Origin of the sequence: Acetivibrio sp. (genome assembly GCF_035371925.1) — a bacterium.
In the GTDB taxonomy this organism is placed as follows: Bacteria; Bacillota; Clostridia; order Acetivibrionales; family Acetivibrionaceae; genus Hungateiclostridium.
This window is the reverse complement of sequence record NZ_DAORXT010000041.1, coordinates 1-23,846: the sequence shown is the minus strand read 5'-3', so window position 1 is coordinate 23,846 and position 23,846 is coordinate 1. Positions and strand designations below refer to the sequence as shown.

General features: G+C 39.7%; 22 protein-coding genes. 20 read left to right on the top strand and 2 right to left on the bottom strand.

Translation table 11 applies throughout. The annotated features are described in order from the left end of the window. The first annotated feature begins 134 nt into the window (after window positions 1-134). From rimO to PLH43_RS07225, 19 genes are all read left to right on the top strand, one after another. Window positions 135-1,484 carry a 30S ribosomal protein S12 methylthiotransferase RimO gene (gene rimO, locus PLH43_RS07315; protein WP_324361611.1) on the top strand — a complete coding sequence of 450 codons (1,350 nt, stop codon included), beginning with the start codon at window positions 135-137 and terminating at the stop codon, window positions 1,482-1,484. Further along, complete coding sequence (gene pgsA / locus PLH43_RS07310) at window positions 1,468-2,085, top strand: CDP-diacylglycerol--glycerol-3-phosphate 3-phosphatidyltransferase (protein ID WP_324361609.1); 618 nt, start codon at window positions 1,468-1,470, stop codon at window positions 2,083-2,085. Before rimO ends, pgsA begins: the two co-directional genes overlap by 17 nt. A gap of 414 nt (window positions 2,086-2,499) precedes the next feature. Continuing rightward, complete coding sequence (gene fapR, locus PLH43_RS07305; protein WP_324361607.1) at window positions 2,500-3,066, top strand: transcription factor FapR; 567 nt, start codon at window positions 2,500-2,502, stop codon at window positions 3,064-3,066. 60 nt (window positions 3,067-3,126) lie between these two features. Further along, window positions 3,127-4,146 (top strand): phosphate acyltransferase PlsX, encoded by a 1,020-nt coding sequence (plsX, locus tag PLH43_RS07300; protein WP_324361605.1) that lies wholly within the window; start codon window positions 3,127-3,129, stop codon window positions 4,144-4,146. Then, complete coding sequence (locus PLH43_RS07295) at window positions 4,130-5,125, top strand: beta-ketoacyl-ACP synthase III (RefSeq protein WP_324361603.1); 996 nt, start codon at window positions 4,130-4,132, stop codon at window positions 5,123-5,125. The genes plsX and PLH43_RS07295 overlap by 17 nt, the downstream gene beginning before the upstream one ends. A 55-nt stretch (window positions 5,126-5,180) precedes the next feature. Then, window positions 5,181-6,116 carry an ACP S-malonyltransferase gene (gene fabD, locus PLH43_RS07290; protein ID WP_324361601.1) on the top strand — a complete coding sequence of 312 codons (936 nt, stop codon included), beginning with the start codon at window positions 5,181-5,183 and terminating at the stop codon, window positions 6,114-6,116. A 41-nt stretch (window positions 6,117-6,157) separates the two neighbouring features. Beyond that, a complete protein-coding gene (gene fabG, locus PLH43_RS07285; protein WP_324361599.1) occupies window positions 6,158-6,901 on the top strand; it encodes a 3-oxoacyl-[acyl-carrier-protein] reductase in 744 nt (247 codons plus the stop codon). Between the two features lie 84 nt (window positions 6,902-6,985). After that, on the top strand, window positions 6,986-7,213 hold the full coding sequence (acpP, locus tag PLH43_RS07280; protein WP_038289369.1) for an acyl carrier protein: 228 nt from the start codon (window positions 6,986-6,988) through the stop codon (window positions 7,211-7,213). Window positions 7,214-7,356: 143 nt separating this feature from the next. After that, a complete protein-coding gene (gene fabF, locus PLH43_RS07275; RefSeq protein ID WP_324361596.1) occupies window positions 7,357-8,592 on the top strand; it encodes a beta-ketoacyl-ACP synthase II in 1,236 nt (411 codons plus the stop codon). A gap of 121 nt (window positions 8,593-8,713) precedes the next feature. Further along, window positions 8,714-9,424 (top strand): ribonuclease III, encoded by a 711-nt coding sequence (gene rnc, locus PLH43_RS07270; protein ID WP_324361594.1) that lies wholly within the window; start codon window positions 8,714-8,716, stop codon window positions 9,422-9,424. 101 nt (window positions 9,425-9,525) lie between these two features. Continuing rightward, a complete protein-coding gene (locus PLH43_RS07265; protein ID WP_324361592.1) occupies window positions 9,526-10,542 on the top strand; it encodes a radical SAM protein in 1,017 nt (338 codons plus the stop codon). A 155-nt stretch (window positions 10,543-10,697) separates the two neighbouring features. After that, a complete protein-coding gene (locus PLH43_RS07260) occupies window positions 10,698-10,958 on the top strand; it encodes a stage V sporulation protein S (RefSeq protein WP_324361590.1) in 261 nt (86 codons plus the stop codon). 189 nt (window positions 10,959-11,147) lie between these two features. Then, the gene (gene pdxA, locus PLH43_RS07255; RefSeq protein ID WP_324361588.1) at window positions 11,148-12,158 is read left to right on the top strand and encodes a 4-hydroxythreonine-4-phosphate dehydrogenase PdxA; all 1,011 of its coding nucleotides are present in this window, start codon (window positions 11,148-11,150) and stop codon (window positions 12,156-12,158) included. 137 nt (window positions 12,159-12,295) lie between these two features. Then, window positions 12,296-15,868: a chromosome segregation protein SMC gene (gene smc / locus PLH43_RS07250; protein ID WP_324361586.1), complete on the top strand. Its 3,573-nt coding sequence runs from the start codon at window positions 12,296-12,298 to the stop codon at window positions 15,866-15,868. Window positions 15,869-15,904: 36 nt separating this feature from the next. Further along, window positions 15,905-16,813, top strand: a complete 909-nt coding sequence (ftsY, locus tag PLH43_RS07245; RefSeq protein ID WP_324361584.1) for a signal recognition particle-docking protein FtsY — start codon at window positions 15,905-15,907, stop codon at window positions 16,811-16,813. A 37-nt stretch (window positions 16,814-16,850) separates the two neighbouring features. Continuing rightward, on the top strand, window positions 16,851-17,498 hold the full coding sequence (locus tag PLH43_RS07240) for a YdcF family protein (RefSeq protein WP_324361582.1): 648 nt from the start codon (window positions 16,851-16,853) through the stop codon (window positions 17,496-17,498). 174 nt (window positions 17,499-17,672) lie between these two features. Then, the gene (locus PLH43_RS07235; RefSeq protein ID WP_324361580.1) at window positions 17,673-18,377 is read left to right on the top strand and encodes a hypothetical protein; all 705 of its coding nucleotides are present in this window, start codon (window positions 17,673-17,675) and stop codon (window positions 18,375-18,377) included. A gap of 145 nt (window positions 18,378-18,522) precedes the next feature. Continuing rightward, window positions 18,523-19,314 (top strand): CsxC family protein, encoded by a 792-nt coding sequence (locus tag PLH43_RS07230; protein ID WP_324361578.1) that lies wholly within the window; start codon window positions 18,523-18,525, stop codon window positions 19,312-19,314. Between the two features lie 176 nt (window positions 19,315-19,490). Further along, window positions 19,491-20,480 (top strand): diaminopimelate dehydrogenase, encoded by a 990-nt coding sequence (locus PLH43_RS07225; RefSeq protein WP_324361576.1) that lies wholly within the window; start codon window positions 19,491-19,493, stop codon window positions 20,478-20,480. A gap of 58 nt (window positions 20,481-20,538) precedes the next feature. On the opposite strand, the gene PLH43_RS07220 is transcribed toward PLH43_RS07225, so the two are convergent. After that, window positions 20,539-20,712, bottom strand: a complete 174-nt coding sequence (locus PLH43_RS07220) for an asparagine synthase (protein WP_324361574.1) — start codon at window positions 20,710-20,712, stop codon at window positions 20,539-20,541. Between the two features lie 400 nt (window positions 20,713-21,112). Here PLH43_RS07220 and PLH43_RS07215 point away from each other — a divergent pair, with 400 nt between their 5' ends. Then, window positions 21,113-22,843 (top strand): glutamine--tRNA ligase/YqeY domain fusion protein, encoded by a 1,731-nt coding sequence (locus tag PLH43_RS07215; protein WP_324361571.1) that lies wholly within the window; start codon window positions 21,113-21,115, stop codon window positions 22,841-22,843. An 89-nt stretch (window positions 22,844-22,932) separates the two neighbouring features. Here the strand turns inward: PLH43_RS07215 and PLH43_RS07210 are convergent. Further along, window positions 22,933-23,846 (bottom strand): hypothetical protein (locus PLH43_RS07210; protein WP_324361569.1); only part of this gene is annotated, 914 nt, incomplete at its 5' end.

The following is a 23,846-nucleotide window of genomic DNA, read 5'->3' as shown; positions in this document are numbered from 1 at the left end:
ACGAAATCGAAAGCCTGATAAGCAAAGCAGAGAGTTTGTTGCCGGAAGAACTTATAAAAAACAATTGACAATTTGGATGTGAACGTAAATAATGATAGTGATATTAAAATATAAACTATAATGAGGTGTATGACTTGAAGAAAAAAGTAGGTATTATTTCGCTGGGCTGTCCGAAAAACCTTGTGGATAGTGAAATAATGCTGGGATTGCTTAAGAAAAATGAATTTGAAATCACATCTGACAGTGAGAAAGCCAATATTATAATTATAAATACTTGCGGCTTTATTGAGTCAGCAAAAGAAGAATCCATAAATACTATTCTTGAAATGGCAAGTCACAAGAGTAAAAATTGTGAGATGTTGATTGTTGCCGGCTGTCTTGCCCAAAGATACAAGGATGAGATAATAAAAGAAATACCGGAAGTGGACGCAGTAGTGGGGGTTTCCGGCTATGATGAAATAGCAAAGGTTATTAACCGGTTTTATAGTAATGAAAATAAAGAAAAAGCCGTATTCCATAAGGATACTTTAAGTGTGGAATATCTCAACAACGAACGTCTTCTGTCCACGCACAGAGGATATGCTTATTTGAAAATATCCGAGGGATGTGACAACCGTTGCACTTACTGTGCCATTCCCTATATACGTGGACCTTACAGAAGCAGAAAAATGGAGGACATAGTTTCGGAGGCCGAGTCCCTTGCCCAAAAAGGGATAAAGGAAGTTATACTGGTAGCTCAGGATGTTACCGTTTACGGGAGAGACATTTACGGTCAAAAAAAGATTGGGGAATTGCTAAGACAAATCAGCAGTATAGAAGGAATTGAATGGATAAGGCTTTTATATACTTATCCGGAAGAGATTGACGAAGAGCTGATAAATGAAATTGCAAACAACAGAAAAATTGTAAAGTATTTGGATATACCCATTCAGCATGCAAGTGACAAGATATTAAAATTAATGGGCAGAAGAAGTACAGGCGAAGGGGTAAGGAACATTTTGGATAAATTAAGATCCGAAGTTCCCGGTATCGTTTTGAGAACTTCTTTGATAGTCGGTTTTCCCGGTGAGGACGACAAGGATTTTAAAATACTCTATGATTTTGTCAGAAAATACGAATTTGACAGGCTTGGTGTCTTTACTTATTCCAGAGAGGAAGGCACTCCTGCCTATGATTTAAAACCTCAAATCAAAAAGAGTGTTAAGGAGTCAAGAAGAAGCGACATAATGCAGCTTCAGAAGGAAATTGTGCAAAGAAAAAATGAAAGCAGATTGAACGAGGTATATAAAACTTTGGTGGAAGGGGTGTCTGAAGACGGTATTTTCTATTATGGAAGAACTTATGCCGAAGCTCCGGACATAGACGGTTCAATTTACTTTACAAGCACAGAGCCTCTTAAATTTGGAGAATTTGTGAGTGTTAGGATATTAAATGTTGATGATTATGATTTAATAGGAGAGGTTATAAATGAATCTTCCAAATAAATTGACTATATCGAGAATTATTTTGGTCCCAGTTTTTATGCTGCTGATAATACCGATTCCGGAATGGGTTGTAGACAGCTCACTTTTGTCTTTTGCCCATTCACAGCTTGAAGCCATAAACTTTTTTATTAAAAGCTACGGTAATTATATTGCAGGCATACTGTTTTTAATAGCAGCAAGCACTGACTGGATGGACGGATATATAGCCAGAAAGCGAAAACAGGTAACAAACTTCGGAAAGTTTTTAGACCCCATAGCGGATAAACTTTTAGTTACAGCAGCTCTTGTCGCTCTTGTGGAAAGAAATGACCTTTCCTCCTGGGCTGCCATTATAATAATTGCCAGAGAGTTTATAATTACGGCATTAAGGCTTGTGGCGGCAAGTGAAGGAATTGTTATTGCGGCAAGCAAATGGGGCAAAATCAAGACGGTTACTCAGATTATTGCAATTTTAGCTACGCTTGTAAGGAGTTATCTGGTGGACGTTCTTTTAGGATTTCCCATAGACAAGATTTTAATGCTGATTGCTGTGATTGCCACCATATATTCCGCTTATGATTATATTGTTAAAAATGCCCATGTTATAAAGCAGGATATGTAAAATAGAAATAAAGGGAGTCGGAGAATGTTGCTCTGGCTCTTTTTTATTATACTCTGGAAGTGAAATAAAATTGTACATATTGACGGTTGTTATTATATCAGTTACGGATCCTAAGAATCCGAAGTAGAAGAACGAAAAAGAGGTGGGCGAAATAATCGCCTGCCTCTTTTTGGCGGAAAGCACGTTGATTTATTATAAATATTTTATGAAAATTTGAGGAAATTGTTGCATATATGATAAATATATTATATACTTTTAACATCAGAGATTAATACCAGGCAATAATTATAGAGAAAGATAATATAATATATAATAAAGATATGCACTAAATGGCAGTTGAGCAAAAAGAGAGAAACATTATTGCTCCGGCACATGAAATTTTATTGATTGTCCGGAATAAAAAGAGGTGAACGCATGAGCAGGTCGTCATGTATGAAGAAGGAGAGGCAGGCTATTCTCCTTGAAAAACTTGAGCATGACCCCTTCCTTACAGATGAAGAGTTATCCGAAATGTTAGGTGTGAGTGTGCCTACAATAAGGCTTGACAGACTGGAACTGGGCATTCCGGAACTCAGAGAGAGAATAAAAAACGTAGCGCAAAAAAACTATGGCAAGGTTAAATCACTTCAAGTTAAAGATATTGTCGGAGAACTGGTGGATATAACATTGGGCAAGGGTGGTATTTCCATTCTTGAAACCAACTCGAAAATGGTTTTTGAGAAAACAAGAATTATACAGGGGCATTACATATATTCCCTGGCGGAATCCCTTGCCATTGCAGTAATAGATGCTCAAGTGGCTTTGGTCGGAGTGGCGAATATAAAATACAAGGTTCCTGTATATGCCGGGAGCAAACTTGTGGCCAAAGCTGAAGTAAAAAAATCAAAGGATAATAAATTTATAGTTTGGGTAAAAATTACAGAGAAGAATGTTGAAGTTTTCAGAGGGAAATTTATTCTGGTATCCCTTGAAAAAATTTGAAATGTATAGTAACTTAGTGAAAAGAAGAAACAAGACTATAGGTATTAGGAGTGAATACTTTTGATTATATTGGTTGATGCAATGGGTGGAGACAATGCACCTGAAGCCATTGTCAACGGATGCTTGGATGCAGTTTTGGAAGCAGAAGGTTTTGAAATATTGCTAATAGGTGATAAGGAAAAAATCCGGGAAATATTAAAGAAAAGAAGCTATGATGAATCTCGAATAAAGATTCACCACGCATCTGAAGTTATCACTGTGGAAGATACGCCTACAAAGGCAATCAAAACAAAGAAGGATTCTTCCATGGTTGTGGGATTTAAGCTTTTGAAGGAGAAAAAAGGTGATATATTTTTATCCTGCGGCAACAGTGGAGCACTGATGACAGGCGCCCTGTTTATACTCGGCAGAATAAAGGGTGTTGACAGACCTGCGATTGCAGCAATAGTGCCCACAAAGTCAGGAAAAGGTCTTATTATTGATGCGGGACTCAATACAGTTTGCAAACCTGTTAATTATCAGCAGTTTGGTGTTATGGGTTCCATTTATATGAAAGAGATGCTCGGTGTAGACAACCCGAAGGTTGGTCTTTTAAATATTGGAGCCGAGGTGGGAAAAGGCAACGAGACGCTAAAGAATGCGTATTCGCTTCTTTCCGAATCCAATATCAATTTTGTCGGAAATATTGAGGGAAATGATGTGGCATTAGGCAAAGTTGATGTGGTTGTTTGTGATGGTTTTGTGGGAAATGTTCTGCTTAAATTCTATGAAGGTGCCGGTTCGTACTTCTACAATCTGATAAAGAGTATCATGCTTAAGAATTTGAAGACAAAGATGGCAGCTCTTATGCTAAAGAAAGATATGAAGGTTCTAAAGATGATTATGGATGCAGATGAAAATGGGGGCGCTCCCATATTGGGTGTTGACGGTCTTGTATTAAAAAGTCATGGAAGTTCAAACGCGAAAACAGTCAAAAATGTAATTCTTAAAGCAAGCAAATTTGCGGGGACAAAGGTATTGGATAAAATAAGGCAAGAGTTTGTTAATATGGAGGTAGAGGATATTGAACAAGACTTGTAATTGTGGGATTTTGGGATTGGGGAGTTGCTTTCCAAAGAAGGTGCTTACCAATCACGATTTAGAAAAAATGGTAGATACGTCGAATGAATGGATTACCAAGAGAACCGGAATATCTGAAAGAAGAATATTGGATGAGGATGTACCAGCGCATAAGTTGGGAGTGGAGGCTGCAAAAAAGGCTCTGGCCGATGCAAAAGTTGAACCGGAAGAAGTGGATTTGATAATTGTAACTACAGAGACACCCGACTATCTTACGCCATCCATGTCCTGCCTTATTCAAAGTGAGATTGGAGCAACCAAGGCAGCTGCCTTTGATCTTAATGCCGCGTGCTCGGGATTCATTTACGGAATGTCTGTGGCCAATCAGTTTATCAGGTCGGGATTTTACAAATATGTGTTAATTGTAGGTTGTGAGGGACTTTCAAAAGTAGTCGATTGGAAAGACAGGAATACTTGTGTTCTTTTTGGTGACGGAGCAGGTGCGGTGCTGTTCGGACCGGTGGAGGAGGGCTGTGGAATAATTACCACCTATACCGGGGCAGCAGGTGAACTGGGTAAAAATATCACCATACCCTGCTGTTATATTTCACCTGAGGATATTGAGGCAAGAGGCGGAGAGAATAAAAGAACGTTGTGGATGGATGGCAGTGAGGTTTTCAAATTTGCGGTAAAGATAATGGAACATGCTTCAACAAAAGTATTGGACGATGCGGGACTTACTATGGATGACATAAAGCTGATTGTGCCTCACCAGGCAAATATCAGAATCCTGGAAGGTGCGGCAAAGAGACTTAACATACCGAACGACAAGGTGTTTTCAAACCTTCACAGGTACGGCAATATTTCGTCCGCATCCATACCGGTGGGATTGACTGACGCTTATTCGCAAAAAATCATTTCAAAAGGCGATAATTTAATTTTGGTTGGTTTTGGCGGCGGTCTTACTTGGGGAGCTGCCATAATCAGATGGAATAAATAAATCACGGTAAAATTAAAACGGTAAATACTTTGTTTTTAATACTGGAGGTAGAAGAATGGGTAAACTAGCATTTTTGTTTCCCGGTCAGGGAGCGCAATATGTTGGAATGGGCAAGCAGATAGCCGATGAGTACAAAGGAGCCGATGCTATATTTGATGAGGCATCGGAAGCTTTGGGCTTTGATGTGAAGAAAATGATTTTTGAAGGTGATGAAGAAACCCTCAAGATAACCGAAAATACTCAGCCCGCTATTTTGACAGCAAGTGTGGCTTTGCTTCAGCCGATTTTGGAGAAGGGCATAAAGCCCGATGTTGTGGCAGGGCTGAGCCTTGGAGAATATTCGGCCCATGTTGCCGCAGGTACAATGACTTTCAAGGATGCCGTATCCTTGGTGAGAAAAAGAGGTAAATTCATGCAAGAGGCAGTGCCGGTTGGAGTTGGTACTATGGCAGCTATAATGGGACTGGACAGCCAGGCGGTAAAGGAATGCTGTAAAAAGGCATCGTCGGAGGGAATTGTAGAGCCGGCAAACTTCAACTGCCCGGGGCAAATAACCGTTGCAGGAGAGGTAAAGGCTGTGGAAAAGGCTTTGGAAATTGCCAAAGAAATGGGAGCAAAAAGAGCAATGCTTCTTGCTGTTAGCGCTCCATTTCACTGCAGTATGTTAAAACCTGCGGGGGATAAACTGGCTGCTGAGCTTGAAAAAGTGAATCTTTATGACATTAAGATTCCGGTGGTAACAAATGTAACTGCGGAATATATTTTAGATAAAGACAAAGTAAAGGATCTTTTGATAAGACAGGTAAGCAGCTCAGTGCTGTTTGAAGACTCTATAAGGAACATGATAGAAGATGGTGTGGATACTTTTGTTGAGATAGGTCCGGGTAAGGTATTGAGCGGTTTTGTTAAGAAGATCAACAAGGAAATGAAGACTCTCAATGTTGAGGATATTGAATCTCTTAATAAAACACTAGAGGAACTTGGAGCTTGATAAAATTGAGGTATTCATAACGGCAATAAGAGGTGAATAGTATGCAATTAAAGGGGAAAACTGCAATTATAACCGGTGCAGGCAGAGGAATCGGGAAAGCTGTTGCATTAAAACTGGGTAATATGGGGGCAAATATCGTTCTTAACGGTACAACTGCTTCAGGCAGCGTTGATGCCGCTAAAGAGGAATTTGAAGCTGCCGGAATAAATGTCGTTGTTGCAAAAGGGGATGTAAGCAATCCTGAAGATGTTGAGAATATGGTTAAAACAGCGATGGATGCTTTCGGAAGAATTGATATACTTGTAAATAACGCCGGTATCACCAGGGATATGCTCATGCTCAAAATGTCTGAAAAGGATTGGGACGATGTTTTGGATATTAATTTGAAAGGTGCCTTTCTTTGTACAAAAGCTGTCTCCAAAATCATGTTGAAGCAAAAAAGCGGTAAAATTATAAATATTACCTCTGTTGCAGGTGTTATGGGCAATGCAGGTCAAGCTAATTATTCGGCGTCTAAAGCAGGTTTGATAGGTCTTACTAAAGCGACTGCAAAGGAATTTGCTGCAAAAGGGATTTGCTGCAATGCTGTGGCCCCGGGTATAATCATAACTTCCATGACCGATGTCTTACCTGACAAAGTGAAGGAAACCTATTTGAATAACATACCGCTAAAAAGGTTCGGGACGCCTGAAGAAGTGGCCAATGTTGTCGGTTTCCTTGCATCTGACGATTCAAATTATATAACAGGACAGGTAATAAATATTGACGGCGGACTGGTAATGTAATAATATCTTATTGTAACACTATTTGGTCAAAATCAATAGTTTACACTAAGAATCAACCAAACCCCCTGTGGAAGGAGGTGAATGATAGTGTTCGAAAAAGTTAGAAAGATTATTGCAGAGCAGTTAGGTGTTGAAGAAGATGAGATAACAATGGAATCATCTTTTATAGACGATCTAGGTGCAGACTCATTGGATATTGTTGAATTGATAATGGCCTTGGAAGAGGAGTTCGACCTCGAAATTCCCGACAGCGAGGCTGAAAAAATTTCAACAGTAGGAGATGTTGTTGAGTACATTAAGAATAATTCATAAAAAAAGTCCCTGCAAAAGGGACTTTTTTATGGTAAGCTTATACTCAGGGCAAAATATTAAGAATAATTGAAATTTAACGTAGAAATAATTAACTTCTTATATATAATTGTATATGTGTGTAAATTAATACAGGAGGTTTGACAATGAAGAGAAGAGTTGTTGTTACAGGTCTTGGAGTTGTATCTGCATTGGGAACCGATATTGACGGGTTTTGGAACGCGATAAAGGAAGGTAAATGCGGAATAACCACAGTAACCAAGTTCGACGTATCAAACATGCCTACAAAAGTTGCAGCTGAAATAAAAGAATTTGATCCTACCAAGTATATTGACAAAAAAGAAGCAAAAAGAATGGATCCTTATTGCCAGTATGCATTGGCTGCCTCTAAAATGGCTGTGGAGATGTCGGGACTTGACCTTGAGAAGGTAGAGAAAAATAGATTTGGAGTTGTTGTAGGTTCGGGAATAGGTGGAATGTCAACATTCGAAGAACAGTTCAAGGTCTATATGGAAAAGGGTCCAGGCAGAGTAAGTCCGTTTTTTATACCTATGATGATTTCGAATATGGCAGCGGGACAAATTGCCATACAGTTTGGAGCCAAAGGCTTTAACGAGTGTGTCGTAACTGCGTGTGCCACATCGACCAACGCCATTGGAGATGCTTTCAAGGTTATTCAGCGCGGTGATGCGGATGTTTTAATTACAGGGGGCTCGGAGGCTTCCATAACACCATTGTCTTTCGCAGGTTTTTGTTCCATGAAAGCCATGACCACAACAGAAGACCCTGCTTTGGCCTGCAGACCGTTTGATGCTGAAAGAAACGGATTTGTTATGGGAGAAGGCGCCGCAATTCTTGTGTTGGAAGAATTGGAGCATGCAGTAAAGAGGGGCGCTAATATCCTTGCTGAGATTGTAGGATATGGAGTTACAAATGACGCATATCATATTACCGCTCCGGCACCGGAAGGCGAAGGTGGAGCAAGATGCATGAAAATGGCTATAGATGATGCAGGAATAAAACCTGAAGATGTGGATTATATTAATGCACATGGAACATCTACGGAATACAATGACAAGTTTGAAACTGCGGCTATAAAGGCTGTGTTTGGTGAGCATGCAAAGAAGCTGGCTGTAAGCTCTACCAAGTCAATGACAGGACATCTTTTGGGTGCAGCCGGTGCGATTGAGGCTATTATTACCGTCCTTGCTTTAAGAGATGGTTTCCTGCCTCCGACAATCAATTACAGGACACCGGATCCGGAATGTGACCTTGACTACGTTCCGAATAAAGGAAGAAGTGCCGACATAACCTATGCATTGTCAAACTCTCTGGGATTTGGTGGACACAACGCAACTATTGCATTAAAGAAGTTTTGTTGATAAATGCAATCTGATTCTTTAGGGGGGCGGTTTATTCCGTTCCCCTAAAGCTGTAAAGTGCTATGATATATTTTTCCATCGGGAAATGTATATTATAAGCCTTTGAAGGATGGGAGGAGCAATGTTTAATTTAGATGGTTTTATGGGCAGGATAAAGGAGCTGGAAGGGGTTATAGGTTATTGTTTTGAAGACAAGATGAAACTTGTATTGGCTTTGACTCACAGTTCCTATGCCAATGAATGCAGGGATGATAGGATATCAAGCAATGAGAGGCTTGAATTTTTGGGTGACACTGTTTTAAACATGGTTGTCAGTGAATATATCTTTACAAACTGTTCATACCTGGCAGAAGGAGAAATGACAAAGTTCAGAGCAAATGTGGTGTGTGAACGTACTTTGGCTGAGTGTGCACAAAACATAAGTATAGGGAAATACCTCCTTCTCGGAAAGGGCGAGGAAAACACTGGTGGAAGGTCGAGGGTTTCCATACTTTCGGATGCTGTTGAAGCGCTGATAGGGGCGATATACATTGATGGAGGTCTTGAGAGCGCGAGAGCCTTTATATTGAACCAACTGGGTAAAACAATAGAGGAATCTATCCGAGGGACTATTTTTATGGATTATAAGACCCAGCTTCAGGAGATTATTCAGAGGACCAATGAACATAAAATTTCGTATGAGATAATTGAAGAAAAAGGGCCTGACCATAGCAAGGTGTTTGTTGCCCAGGTAAAAGTGGACGAAAAAGTGGTAGGAATTGGGGAAGGCCGGTCAAAGAAGGAAGCAGAGCAGATGGCTGCAAAATCATCTCTCAAAAATATTAATGCCTAAGACTTTTTAAAAAAGCAATTTTAAGTATTGATGAAATGATGTTAGAAAGTTCACTGATATAATTAGATATATTACTATAACATGGTTTAAGAGGGAAAATAATGGCTTTTAAGCATATTGTCATACCGATTTTTATTCCCCACAAGGGCTGCCCTTTTGACTGCATATATTGCAATCAAAAGTATATAAGCGGTCAAAAAGATGATATGACCGAAGACAAGATGATATCGATTATTGAGTCCCACATCGGTTCTGCCGGTGAAAATGCATATATCGAGATAGGTTTTTACGGAGGCAGCTTTACGGGTATAGAAAGAGAAGAACAATACAGATACCTTGAAACGGCCAATAAATATATAAAACAGGGGAAGGTTAAAAGCATACGGCTTTCAACCAGGCCGGACTATATAACCGGTGAAATTCTTGATTATCTGGAAAAGTATAATGTAAAGACAATAGAACTTGGGGTACAGAGCCTTGACAATGAAGTTCTTCAGAAGACCTGCAGGGGACATAGCGTTGAGGATGTTTACAATGCTTCGGCTCTTATAAAACAAAGAGGCTTTACCCTAGGAATACAGACAATGATAGGGCTTCCGGGGGACAATAGGGAAAAAGCCCTTCGTACTGCAGAAAGAGTTGTTGGAATAAAGCCTGATATTTTAAGGATTTATCCCACACTGGTGATTAAGGGTACCTATCTTGAAAAGATGTACATTAGAGGTGAATACATCCCTTTGGAGCTTGACGAAGCCGTTGAGCTTTGTGCCGAGCTTCTTTACATTTATGAAAAGAACAATATAAACGTAATAAGGATTGGGCTGCAGCCCACCGAAAGCATAAACGAGGGCGGTGACGTGATTGCCGGACCCTTCCATCCTGCTTTCAGACAATTGGTGGAATCGAGGATGGCTCTTTATGCTATCGAAAAGATGATTATGGAGAAAAACCTGTCGAAAAAAGACACACTAGTAATTTGCACGAGTAAAAAAGAAATATCGAATGTTATAGGTCAAGGGAGAAAAAATGTAGAGTATTTACGAAAAAAGTACGGGTATGATAAAATTATTGTCAGAGAATATAATGTTGGACATGAAATTTATGATATAAAATATTAATTTTATAATATTGTTTGTTATCATGGATTGTTATAAAATAATGTTAGACTAGAAATTATCCATTATCGGTTATCATATATTTTAAAAGAGAGAAATAAATTTGCTTTATTTTATTTAATTTATATAAGTTATATTTTATTGAGGAGGAAAAGTGTATGGAAGTATTAAAGGTATCAGCTCATTCGCAGCCGAAGTTGGTCGCTGGAGCATTGGCAGCAATTCTTAGAGGCAAATCGACAGCAGAAATTCAAGCAGTGGGGGCAGCAGCGGTAAATCAAGCTATTAAAGCAATAGCAATTACAAGAGGTTTCGTTGCGCCGAACGGTATTGACATTGTTACAGTTCCAGCTTTTTCATCTATTAGTATCGATGGGGAGGAGAGGACTGCGATTAAATTTTTAGTCGAACCTAGATAATTTTGTTACATATTTATTGTTTTGAGGCTGTTCTTGTACAAGAACAGCTTTTTTAATTTGGCCTCTTGGAATGAAATGAAAGAGGCAAACTTGAATCTAAATAGCAGTTTTAAGGCATAAATATTTTGAGGTATAAATATGAGGTAAATATAAAAAAATTTATTGAGAAAAAGACGGGAGGAAAATCATGTGGATAAGCCGATAGTAGGAATACCTCTTGGAGATGTGGCAGGTATTGGCCCGGAGATAGTGGTAAAGGCACTAAACGATGAAAGCATTTACCGGTTCCTTACGCCTGTAGTCATAGGCTCTAAAGATGCGATTTTACAGGCATTGGAGATTTGTGGGCTTGACACTCGAATAAATGTTGTAGATGATAATCTCCATGGGATGGTATCGGACAGAGGCGCAATTAATCTTGTTAATATCGGAGATATTGGTGTGTCCGGCGTCAAAATGGGACAGGTCCAGGCACAATGCGGCAAAGCGGCATTCGATTATATAAAACGGGCTGTGGAGCTTGCCATGGCCGGAAGAATAGATGCTTTAGCCACCACACCCATAAACAAAGAATCGTTGAAAATGGCAAAAATAGATTATATAGGACATACGGAAATTTTGGCGGGACTTACCGGTACAAAGGACCCTTTGACCATGTTTGAAGTGGGGAACTTAAGGATATTTTTCCTAAGCCGGCATGTCTCTTTAAGACAGGCATGCGATTTGGTGACAAAGGAAAGGGTGCTGGACTATATTGAAAGATGCACAAAAGCATTGGGACTTTTGGGCATCAATGAGGGAACCATGGCGGTGGCAGGGCTCAATCCCCACAGCGGAGAGCATGGACTTTTCGGCCGCGAAGAAGTTGACTTTGTGATACCTGCCATAGAGGAAGCGATTTCGCGAGGTTATCGTGTGGAAGGGCCTATTGGAGCCGACTCGGTGTTTTATCTTGCAAGCAAGGGAAGATACAACTCGGTACTTTCTCTTTACCATGACCAGGGGCATATTGCTGCTAAAACTTTGGATTTTGAAAGGACAATTTCAGTCACGATAGGGCTTCCTTTCTTAAGAACATCCGTGGACCACGGTACGGCCTTTGATATTGCCGGAACAGGAAAAGCCAGTGCTGTAAGCATGGTTGAGGCTTTGCTTGTTGCTGGAAAGTATGCCAAAAGCTATAAAAGCAATATTTCGTAAAATGTAAAATGTGGTTTTGTCTTGACGGAAATATTGATGAGATAATATTGCTGTGTTGATAATATAAAAAATTATGTTAGAATAATTAAGGAGTAAATATTTGAGGTTTTCATTCTAAAATTACCGAGGTGTTTTATTTGCATCTGAAAAGACTTGAGATTCAAGGCTTTAAATCCTTTGCTGACAGAATACAGCTTGACTTTAATTCCGGCATTACCGCGGTGGTAGGACCAAACGGAAGCGGCAAAAGCAATATTTCCGATGCAATAAGGTGGGTACTGGGAGAACAGAGTGCCAAAACCTTGAGAGGCGGAAAGATGGAGGATGTAATATTTGCCGGTACCGAACACAGAAAACCTTTGGGTTTTGCAGAGGTTTCTCTTACCTTTGACAATTCTGACGGCATGCTTCCTATTGATTTTAGCGAAGTTACCGTAACCAGGCGCGTATACCGCTCCGGAGAGAGTGAGTATATGATAAACAAGACCCAGTGCCGTCTTAAGGATATTTATGAGTTGTTCCTTGATACCGGTATCGGCAAGGACGGTTATTCCATAATCGGACAGGGAAGAGTTGATGAAATTCTAAGCACTAAATCCGAGGAAAGAAGGGGTATTTTTGAAGAGGCCTCCGGAATTATGAAGTATAAGGTCCGAAAGCTGGAAGCGGAAAAAAAGCTGGAGATGACAAGACAAAATCTTCTTAGAATAAATGACATTATAGCAGAGCTTGAAAATATGCTTGAGCCTTTAAAAGAGCAATCCGAAGTGGCAAAGAGGTACCTGAACTTAAGAGAGACTTTAAAAGAGTTGGAAATAAACGTATATATAGAAAATATCACCAAATACAAAGAAAAGATAAAGGAATTGGAAGAGAGCTTCACTTCAGTTAAGGACAATATTGACGGTGAAAATAAAAAGCTGGAGGAAATTACGGCTCTCAACCAGAAAAATTTAAGCCTTTTAAAGGATATGGAAGGAAAACTTGAGGCTGCAAAACAGGAGTATTATGCTATAGACGGCAGCCTTGAAAAATCCCATTCCGAAATTAGGCTAAATCAGGAGAAAATCAACAACCTTTTTTCCAATATTGACCGTCTTGACGGGGAAATAGCCGAGGTTGAGGAGAAAATCAAGGCCATATCGGAAGAAGAGGCTTCAAAGAACAGCAAAATCTTATACCTTGAGGAGAGGTATAATGATTATTCCTCAAAGCTCGAGGAGTCCGAAAAAAAGCTTCAGGCCATTATTGCCACATTGAATGAGAATGAGAGATATATTGAGAACTTGAAGACTGAGATAATGGAAATGCTCGATATACAGTCGGACAAGAAGACACAGATAAACAATATAAAAAACCACATTGAAGGCATCAAGAAGAGGCAGACAAGCATTGACGCAGAAGTATACCAGCTGACCCTTGAGAAAGACAAGGAGGGCATGAAAAAGGAAGAGCTGTCCGAGAGTATCTACAAGGTAAATGAACTTATTAAAAATATAAAAGAGTTGCTTTTGGAATTGAATGAAAAGAGAAAGGACCTTGGCGTAAGGCTGGAAGAGGAAAAGAGAAAGCAGAATCACGTAAGGTCCCAAATACAGATAATGACTTCAAGGCAAAAGATGCTTATGGATATGGAGCGAAACCTTGAGGGCTACAACCGGAGTGTAAGGGTTGTTTTACAGGCGTGCCAGCAGTCAAAAGAGTTTGGCAAAGGCATTCATGGTGCGTTGGCGCAGCTTTTTACTGTGGACGAAAAGTATGAGACTGCGATTGAAATGTCACTGGGTGGAGCTTTGCAGAATATTGTTACCACCAGCGAGGAGGATGCCAAAAGGGCAATAGAATATTTAAAGAGAAACAATTTGGGAAGGGCAACGTTTCTGCCCATATCCTCCGTAAAGGGGAAATATCTTGACGACGGCATTTTAAATCAGTTAAGAGGCCATGAAGGATTTATCGGGGTTGCATCAGACCTTATTGAATATGACGAACAGTACAGGGGAATAGTGTTAAGTCTTCTCGGAAAAGTGGTGGTGGTAGACAGCCTAGATGCCGGAATAAAGATGGCAAGAAGGTTTGGATATAGCTTTAGAATAGTATCCTTAGACGGTGATATATTAAGTACCACCGGTTCCATGTCGGGAGGAAGCAAAGAGAAAAGAGAGTCGGGAATTCTAAGCCGAAACCGTGAGATTTCAGAGCTGGAAACGAAGATTGCAAATTTTAAAGAAGATGATGCGGCGATAGAAAAGAATGTTGAAAGACTTTCCGGTGAGCTTACGGAGGTAATAGAAAAAATTTCGGCAGAAGAGAGCAGTCTAAAAGACAACGAGCTTATAAAAATAAGAGATGAGAGTCATTTGGCTCAGATTGAGGAAAATATAAAAAGAAGCAATGCAAGAATTGATATGCTAAAGCAAGAAAAAGAGCAGCTCATAAGACAGGAAAAAGATACTTATAATGAGCTTTCAAAATACGAAAATGAGCTTTCACAAATAGAAAGGGATATAGCAGAGAAAAAAGATATAGTTTCAAAATATCAGGAAAAGAACAAAGAAGAGCAGTCGATAAGAGATGCATTGCATACCGACATTACCGATTACAGGATTTCGGTAAATTCAATTATGGAGAGCATGGATGGCGTAAAGGAAACGCTGGAGAGACTGTCAAATGAGAAAAACAGTCTTGTAAAGGGAATGGAAAGAAAGAAGGCTGAAAAGGCTAAGAACGAACAGGAAATTAAATCCTTGGAAGAGAAAAATGAAGGGTTGGACAAGTTAATTAAAAAGTATGAGGAGGAGAAATCCGGGAAAACCTTTGAAATTGATAGGATTAGCGAGGAGAAAAAGGTCCGGGAGGAAGAGTCCGCGGGTATTGTTGATCAAATAACCGAAATAAATAAAAATATTCTTTTGCTTCAGGAGGAATACGGTAGAATTGAGGTTAAAAAGGCAAGGCTGGAATCCGAGATGGAATCGATTCAAAACAGGATGTGGGATGAATATGAGCTTACCTATACCAACGCACTGGAGCTTAAAAAGGATATCGGAAGTATAACTCAGGCTCAAAAGAGAATAACTGAGCTTAGAAATGAGATAAAGGAACTTGGACCTGTTAATGTGGCTGCGATTGACGAGTATATAAAAACCAAAGAGCGTTTTGAATTTATGTCGGCACAGAAAAACGACATGGAGCAGGCAGAGCAGAAGCTCCAAAAAGTAATAAATGAAATGGTGTCCATAATGAAGCGGCAGTTTATGGAGCAGTTTAAACTGATAAATGAAAACTTCAACATGGTGTTCCAGGAGTTGTTTGACGGGGGAAGGGCGGAGCTGATTCTTGTGGACAAGGAGAATGTTTTGGAAAGCGGTATTGAAATAGAGGTACAGCCTCCGGGGAAAAAGCTTCAGAACCTGATGCTCCTGTCGGGAGGAGAGAGGGCATTTACTGCAATTGCATTGCTCTTTGCCATTCTAAGGCTAAATCCGACGCCTTTCTGTGTGCTGGACGAGATTGAAGCGGCTTTGGACGATGCAAATGTGTACAAGTTTGCGCAGTATTTGAAGAAGTATTCCGGTGTGACTCAGTTTGCTGTTATTACTCACAGAAAGGGCACCATGGAAGCTGCAGATACCCTGTATGGCGTAACAATGCAGGAGCATGGTGTTTCAAAGATTGTATCCCTGAAAATGGGAGAAAAAGTGAGTTAAAAATATTAAGAATTTCGGATGGAGGATAAGTAGAATATGGGTTTTTTTGACAAGCTAAAAGAGGGACTTAAGAAGACAAAAAATACAATCACCGAAAGAATTGATAAAGTATTGGTGTCTTTCGGAAAAATCGATGAGGAGTTGTTTGAGGAACTGGAAGAGATACTTATAACTTCCGATGTGGGAATCGATACAAGTATGAAGATTATTGAAAATCTTAGACAAAGAGTGAAGGAGACAAAAACGACGGACCCTGCCAAGGTAAAGGAGCTGCTTAAGGAAGAGTTGGCTCAGATTCTAAGCCAGGGAGAGTCGGACCTTAAACTTGATACAACTCCAAGCGTTATATTAGTGGTTGGAGTAAATGGTGTGGGCAAGACTACGTCCATAGGGAAGATTGCAAATCTTTTGAAATCACAAGGGAAAAAGGTTATTCTTGCTGCAGGGGATACATTCAGGGCTGCGGCCATAGACCAGCTTGAAATATGGGCCAACAGGGTTGGTGTTGAGTTAATAAAGCAAACAGAGGGCTCGGACCCTGCGGCTGTTATTTATGATGCCGTGCAGGCGGTAAAGGCTAGAAAGGCGGATGTATTAATTTGTGATACGGCAGGAAGGCTCCATACAAAGAAGAATCTGATGGAAGAGCTCAAAAAAGTATTCAGAATAATTGACAGGGAGCTTCCGGAAGTATCCAAGGAGATTTTACTTGTACTTGATGCCACTACAGGTCAGAATGCCATTTCACAGGCGAAAACTTTCAGTGAGGTGGCCGATATTACAGGAATTGTACTTACCAAGCTTGACGGAACTGCCAAGGGCGGTATAATAATTGCTGTGGCATCGGAGCTCAATATTCCTGTGAAGCTTATTGGTGTTGGAGAGCAAATGGACGATTTGCAGAGATTTAATGCAAGGGAATTTGCAGAAGCACTCTTTTCATAAAATAAATATTAAGTATCTGGATTTGACGGAGAATAACATGGAGAAAGAAAAGCTTATACAGATTTTATGGGACTATCTTCGCATGAATCATAAGCTTGCAAAGTCAGATTGCATAATCGTGTTGGGAAGCCATGACACAAGGGTTGCAAAGAGGGGAGCAGAAATCTTTTTGGAGGGTTTTGCTCCTCTGATTGTATTTACAGGCGGATATGGCAAGCTTACAAAGCATATTTGGAACAATACAGAGGCGGAAAAGTTTGCCCGGATAGCTATGGACATGGGAGTTCCGGAAGAATGCATCCTGATTGAAAATAAATCCTCAAACACAGGCGAGAATATTTTATTTGTAAAGGATTTAATTGATAAAAGTCAAATAAAAGCTCAAAAAATTATTGCGGTCAACAAGCCGTATATGGAAAGAAGGACCTATGCCGCATTTAAAAAGCTTTGGCCTAATATAGATGTGATTGTTACATCTCCTCAAATGGAATTAAAGGAGTATCTTTCAGACTACGAAAACGGCGAAATCACGGAAGATGAAGTCATTAGCGTGATGGTTGGGGACCTTCAGAGAATAAAGGTATATCCCGAAAAGGGCTTTCAAGTACATCAGGATATTCCCAAAGAGGTATGGGATGCGTACTTAAAGCTTATTGAGATGGGATACACCAAACACCTGTGCTAAAATATCTTTTACCTTGCTTAGACACTCGTGATGTAAGAAAATTTTACTGCAAACGAAAATTTTCTTTGTTCTAAAGTTATATAAGGCTATGGACCGGTACAAGATTAGCTATCTTATCATATTATGAAAAAGGGTATTTTGCTGTTGTTTTTTCGATTAATAGAGGCATTAACTATGGGTGCTGAGCGTGACTTTAAAGAGTTTAAAGTTGAAACGAGAACCATTACAGAGGTTCAAAGTGAGCCGATTTACCCCACCGGCCGTTGTGGTCCTGTGCTTGCAAGAATTCCTGTTGTTGTTTCCCAATCAAGGGTACATATAGATATTGAATCTATGGTTTGTTTTGACCATTCTGTTTTAGACATTTACAGCCATTCGAGGAGCATATATCTAACCCAATGCAAGCTTTTAAACATGGGTAATAAAAGATACGGAAAAATTTATCTGAATGGTTATGTAAGTGAAAATATTGCGTATGCGGCATACGGCCTGAAAGACAGGGAATACGGAAATAAGAAAGGTACGTCGGCTGACATGCTTTATAAAGCTTTAAAGGTGCCTTTTGAATGTGTAACCAAAATCGAGTACTGCACTTCTCCCGTGTTTAAAACTTCAAACGGATTTATACCCGTTGCATTGCCGGATAAGGAAAATAGTCCGGAGAATTCTTATTTTTTAGGGGAAAGACTCTTTTGCGAATTGGACGAAGCGTCAATATGTGAGTCGAATGTGGAGAGAAAAAAGCGATTTTCAGGAGTTAATGCCAAGGGAGATTCCTTTGATACGCTGACTGAATATTTGATACTGTCGATAACATTTACACTACTGCAATGGCAGCAGGTAAGAATTCCGGGATATCTACCTAATAATCCCCTATAATCTGATATAAAGTTATGATATTACAAAGATTTCCACGAGAGACATTAAGGTTTACATAACACATTTAAGTGTACTCTTTCATATATTAGTAGTAGAAGATATAAAAATATCACTTAAACCAATCAATGTTTTAGGAGGTAGTGAAATGGACAAAGAGTACACTTGTAAAGCTGGAGTAATTAAGTCGGAAACTCTTTCTGAATGCCCAAACGAATTCTTGACTCCAAAGGGGTTTAACGGACCCTTAGTTGGGAAAATACCTGTAGTTCTTGCCGAGCCCGTTATACAGGTTGATGTGGAGTCAGTTATTCAGTTGGAAGAGCCGGCCCTTGAAATCAAAAGAATCAAAAAGAACGTGTTTATTACCCAGTGTAAACTAATTGACACAGGATTTGATTACGGATACAAGGAAAAGAAAACCGGAAAACTGTTTTTAAGCGGCTACGTAAGAAAAAATATTGAATATGCTACTGCTGACTGCATTAATGATGCAAAAGGCGGAATAAGCGGAAAGATAAAGCATACAACAGTAAAGGTGCCGTTTAGATGCGTAACCAAAATCATATTCGATGTTCCTCCGGTAATTTGCGAAACAGGTCCTGCAAAAGAAATAGCTTCCTTTACTGACAATATAAAAGGCAAAGAGTTCTGCGGACAAGAGATTATCGGCAGTGATCCCTGTGAAATGGGCTTTGTACACGTTGAGTGCTTCAATGAAAAAGTATTTTGTGAACTTGAAGAAGTGAAAATTTTTGAAGATGATATTTTGAAAGATCCTAAGGGTCTTGGATGTGTTGGCAAAGAAGAATTTATTTTCGACAAAATTATTGAAAAGATGGTAGTATTTATAAGATTGAAGCTTTTGCAAAAGCAGCAAGTTAATATACCGGGCAAAGAAATAGGAGGTCATAAGGAAATTCCTGTATGTGACAAATAGAATTTCCAACGATTAAATAAGGAAGCCGTCTGGGCTTCCTTATTTAGTTTATATTCATAATAAAAAAATATATAAAAATCTTTATTCAATTGATGTAGAATTGGCCATAATATGATAAAATACATAACGCAATAATTTTTATGAGATATTTGCTTGAATGAATGGGAGGAATCACTTTGGAAAAGATACGGATAGGTATTGTGGGTTACGGCAATTTGGGAAAAAGTGCCGAGATAGGGATAAGACAGAACAAGGATATGGAGCTTGTGGGCATATTCACAAGAAGGAATCCGGATTCGATAAAACCATTGACGGAAGGAGTAAAAGTTTATTCTATTGACAGTGCAAAAAATATGACAGATGAAATAGATGTTATGCTGCTTTGCAGCGGAAGTATGGCGGATTTGCCGGTGCAGGGACCGGAATTTGCGGCAATGTTTAATATTGTGGACGGATTTGATACCCATAATAAAATTCAGGAATATTTTGAATCTGTGGATGAGAAGGCAAAACAGTCAAAAAAGATTGCTGTCATAGCCTGCGGATGGGACCCAGGAATGTTCTCGCTAAGCCGCTTGTTTGGAGAGGTTATTCTGCCTGAAGGAAAAACCTATACTTTTTGGGGCAAGGGCGTAAGCCAGGGTCATTCCGATGCTATAAGAAGAGTTAAGGGTGTGTTGGATGCAAGGCAGTATACCATTCCGGTTGAGAGCGCCATTGAATTGGTAAGAAAAGGGGACAACCCCGAGCTTACAACTAGAGACAAGCACATCAGGGAATGTTTTGTTGTGGCAGAAGAAGGAGCGGATAAAGAAAGAATCGAAAGAGAAATTAAAACTATGCCCGATTATTTTGCAGATTACAATACAATTGTGCATTTTATTACGGCAGAAGAATTAAAAGAAAAACACAGCGGAATTCCCCATGGCGGATTTTCAATAAGGACAGGCAAGACCGGTGTGGATAATGAAAACAAGCATACTATAGAATATAGTTTGAAATTGGACTCCAATCCGGATTTTACAGCCAATACTTTGCTTGCATATGCCAGGGCTGCTTACAGATTAAACAAGGAAGGCGTTGTTGGAGCGAAAACGGTTTTTGATATTCCTCCGGCATATCTTTCGCCAAAATCTGCCGAAGAACTCAGAAGAAGTTTGTTGTAAGAGTAAATATAACAAAATAGACAGGGTTTTATACTTCCCTGTCTATTTGCATCTATTTTTATACTTGTTCTTTGCGGTGTTCTATAAGGTCGATTGTACCTAAGACTATGTGGGCAAGTCCAAAACCGGTTATGCCCCAAGAAATTTTGGATGAAAGCGGTTTTAAGGACAATCCAGTTGCAGTAACTACAGTTCCGAGGATTGTCGGTATCATTCCTTCGCGAATTTTCATAACAATGACCTCCATAGTTATTTAGTTTGTTAGTATTTTGCGTAGTTTGACGGTTTTAATGCTTGGGAATAATTAATTGTGATGCAGAATTTATGAGTTTTTAGTTCAAAGTTGAGAATTCTATGGATTTGAAAAGCTAAGAAAAACAAATTTTACCTAAAAGAAAAAGAAACGTATAAGTTGTGCTATATAAATGATGTTGCTAAAAAGGATTGCATAATTTAAAATAGAAGAAAGAACAAGGTCGAATTTGGTTGATTGTAATAAAAACATGTTGAATGAATCCCATTATGTTATATAATATAATAATATATTTTATAATTGTTTATATTATTAACAAACATTTATTACATAAAGTCATATGTGCAGTATTTTAAAACTGACAAGGAGGAACAAGGGAATGGACGCTCAAGTTGATGGCATAGCAAATGAATTAAATACAACAGAAGAAGCTGGGAAAATATATTCAAACTTTATTCAGGATATTATTGATGAGGACAACGAAACGAATAGATACGGCAAAAGAGTGCATACAAGGTTTCCGCCGGAACCTAACGGTTATCTTCACATAGGGCATGCTAAGTCAATTTGCCTTAATTTTGGAATTGCAGAGCAAAATGGCGGTTTGTGCAATCTGAGGTTTGACGATACCAATCCTTCGAAGGAAGACACCGAATATGTTGAATCCATTAAAGCCGATGTTAAGTGGCTTGGGTTTGACTGGGACGACAGATTGTACTATGCATCCGATTATTTTGACAAGTTGTATGAGTACGCAATTCAGCTGATTAAGATGGGAAAGGCTTATGTTTGCGATTTAAGTGCCGATGAAATAAGACAATACAGGGGAACCTTGACCGAGCCCGGCAAGGAAAGTCCATATCGCAACAGAAGTGTTGAAGAAAACCTAGATTTGTTTATGAGAATGAAAAATGGTGAATTTGAAGAAGGCACAAGAGTATTGCGAGCCAAAATAGATATGGCATCTCCCAACCTCAATATGAGGGACCCTGTAATTTATAGAATTATAAAGGCACCTCATCACAGGTCCGGGGATAAGTGGTGCATTTATCCGATGTATGATTTTGCCCACCCCATATCCGACTCCTTGGAGGGTATAACCCACTCTATCTGTACACTGGAGTTTGAGGACCACAGGCCGTTGTACAACTGGTTTATAGAGACTCTCGATATGGAGTGCAAGACCCGTCAGATTGAGTTTGCCCGTTTGAATTTAAACTATACAGTAATGAGCAAGCGAAAGCTGTTAAAACTTGTGCAGGAAGGGCATGTTAGAGGATGGGATGACCCAAGAATGCCTACAATATCGGGTTTAAGAAGGCGTGGATATACTCCTTCGTCTATAAGGAATTTCTGTGCCCGTATAGGAGTTGCCAAGAGCAACAGCACAGTTGATATTTCGCTCCTTGAACATTGCATCAGGGAAGAGCTTAATGAAAAAGCCCAAAGGGTAATGGCGGTACTAAGGCCCTTAAAGCTTGTCATAGACAACTATCCTGAGGGAGAGATTGAGGAGTTTGAGGTTCAAAACAATCCCGAAGACCCCAATTCGGGAACAAGGAAAGTGCCTTTTTCAAGGGTTCTTTATATTGAGAAGGATGACTTTTGCGAAAATCCGCCAAAGAAATATTTCCGCCTGGCCCCCGGACAGGAAGTCAGACTCAAAGGTGCTTATATAGTAAAATGCGTGGATGTTGTAAAGGATGACAAGACTGGAGAAATAATAGAAGTACACTGTACTTATGATCCCGAATCCCGGGGAGGAAATGCTCCCGACGGACGCAAGGTAAAGGGTACTATTCACTGGGTTTCGGCAGACCATGCCGTTGATGCTGAGGTACGTCTGTATGACCATTTGTTTACTGTGCCCAATCCCGGTGCCGACGAAAATGTTGACTTTATTGAGCAGTTAAATCCGAATTCTCTGGAAGTATTAAAGTCGTGCAAGTTGGAGCCGGGACTTGCCAATGCAAAACCCGGAGATATGTTCCAGTTCCTCCGTTTGGGTTATTTCTGCGTAGATTCCGGGGATTCAAAGCAAGGCTCTTTGGTATTTAACAGAACGGTAACTCTAAAGGATACTTGGGCGAAGATAGCAAATAAAGACTAAAGAAATAATGGCGAGGACGTAAAAGAATAATAAAAAGCGGGAGAGTTCAAAGCTTACCCCGCTTTTTTAGTAGACAAAATCCAATTATATCAGAAAGTAAAGAACTCATATTGTCTTCTCCATTCCTGGGTTTTACCCGGAGCAATATCTACATTTATAAATACTTCCGGACTTACAACATGGGTGGTACCCCATACGGCAACTTTCGCAATTTCAAAATCACTGTATTCCTTAATGCCCACTCTTTCAGGCTCGTATATAAGCTCCCAATAATGCTGCTTTACGGATTTAAAACCTTCTATCTGGCAGTAAAAATCTCCTTTGGGCACAAAGTTCCAACGAATTTCGTTGTCCTTTATGTTCATGACTTCAGGGATTTCTTTGGGACTAATGTCATAAGGGAATTTTAACACAAACCCGTCCCCAATTCTGTTGTTGTTTACGGAAAAGAAATTGTGGCAATACTCCTCGGTTTTTATGTGCTTAATCCCCACGTTTTCGAGACGATAGTCGATGGTAAGCACATTGTCTTTCAATGAGACGGTTTTAGTCATTTTGACGGCATAGCCGTTGCAATCCACAGGCTCAACTTCAAACACCACGCTATTGGAATCCTTTGAAATCTTGACGGGAAAAGGGTCAACTTCATATTTGTCAAAGAAGAAGTAATCCGACTCATCGGGACGGGTCAAAAGACCGGTTCCGAGCTTTGGAAACTTTTCTTTAGGTTTTGCCTCATCGTAGCCTATGGGAGTGGTTATTCCAAATTCATTGCACAATCCGAAACCGCCGGAGCCTTGGCCGGGAATTTCGGACTCGGGTACGCAAAAGGAGTATTTGTTGTCCAATACTATTTTGGTAATAAAAGCGGTCCAGTCGAAACGGGAACCGTTGTATATTGAGCCCGGGTGGGCAATTTGAACGTTTAGCCTTCCGCTTTCCAAATTTATATGTGTATTTGATGCATTACTCATGTGTTTTGAACCTCCCGAAAAATAATATA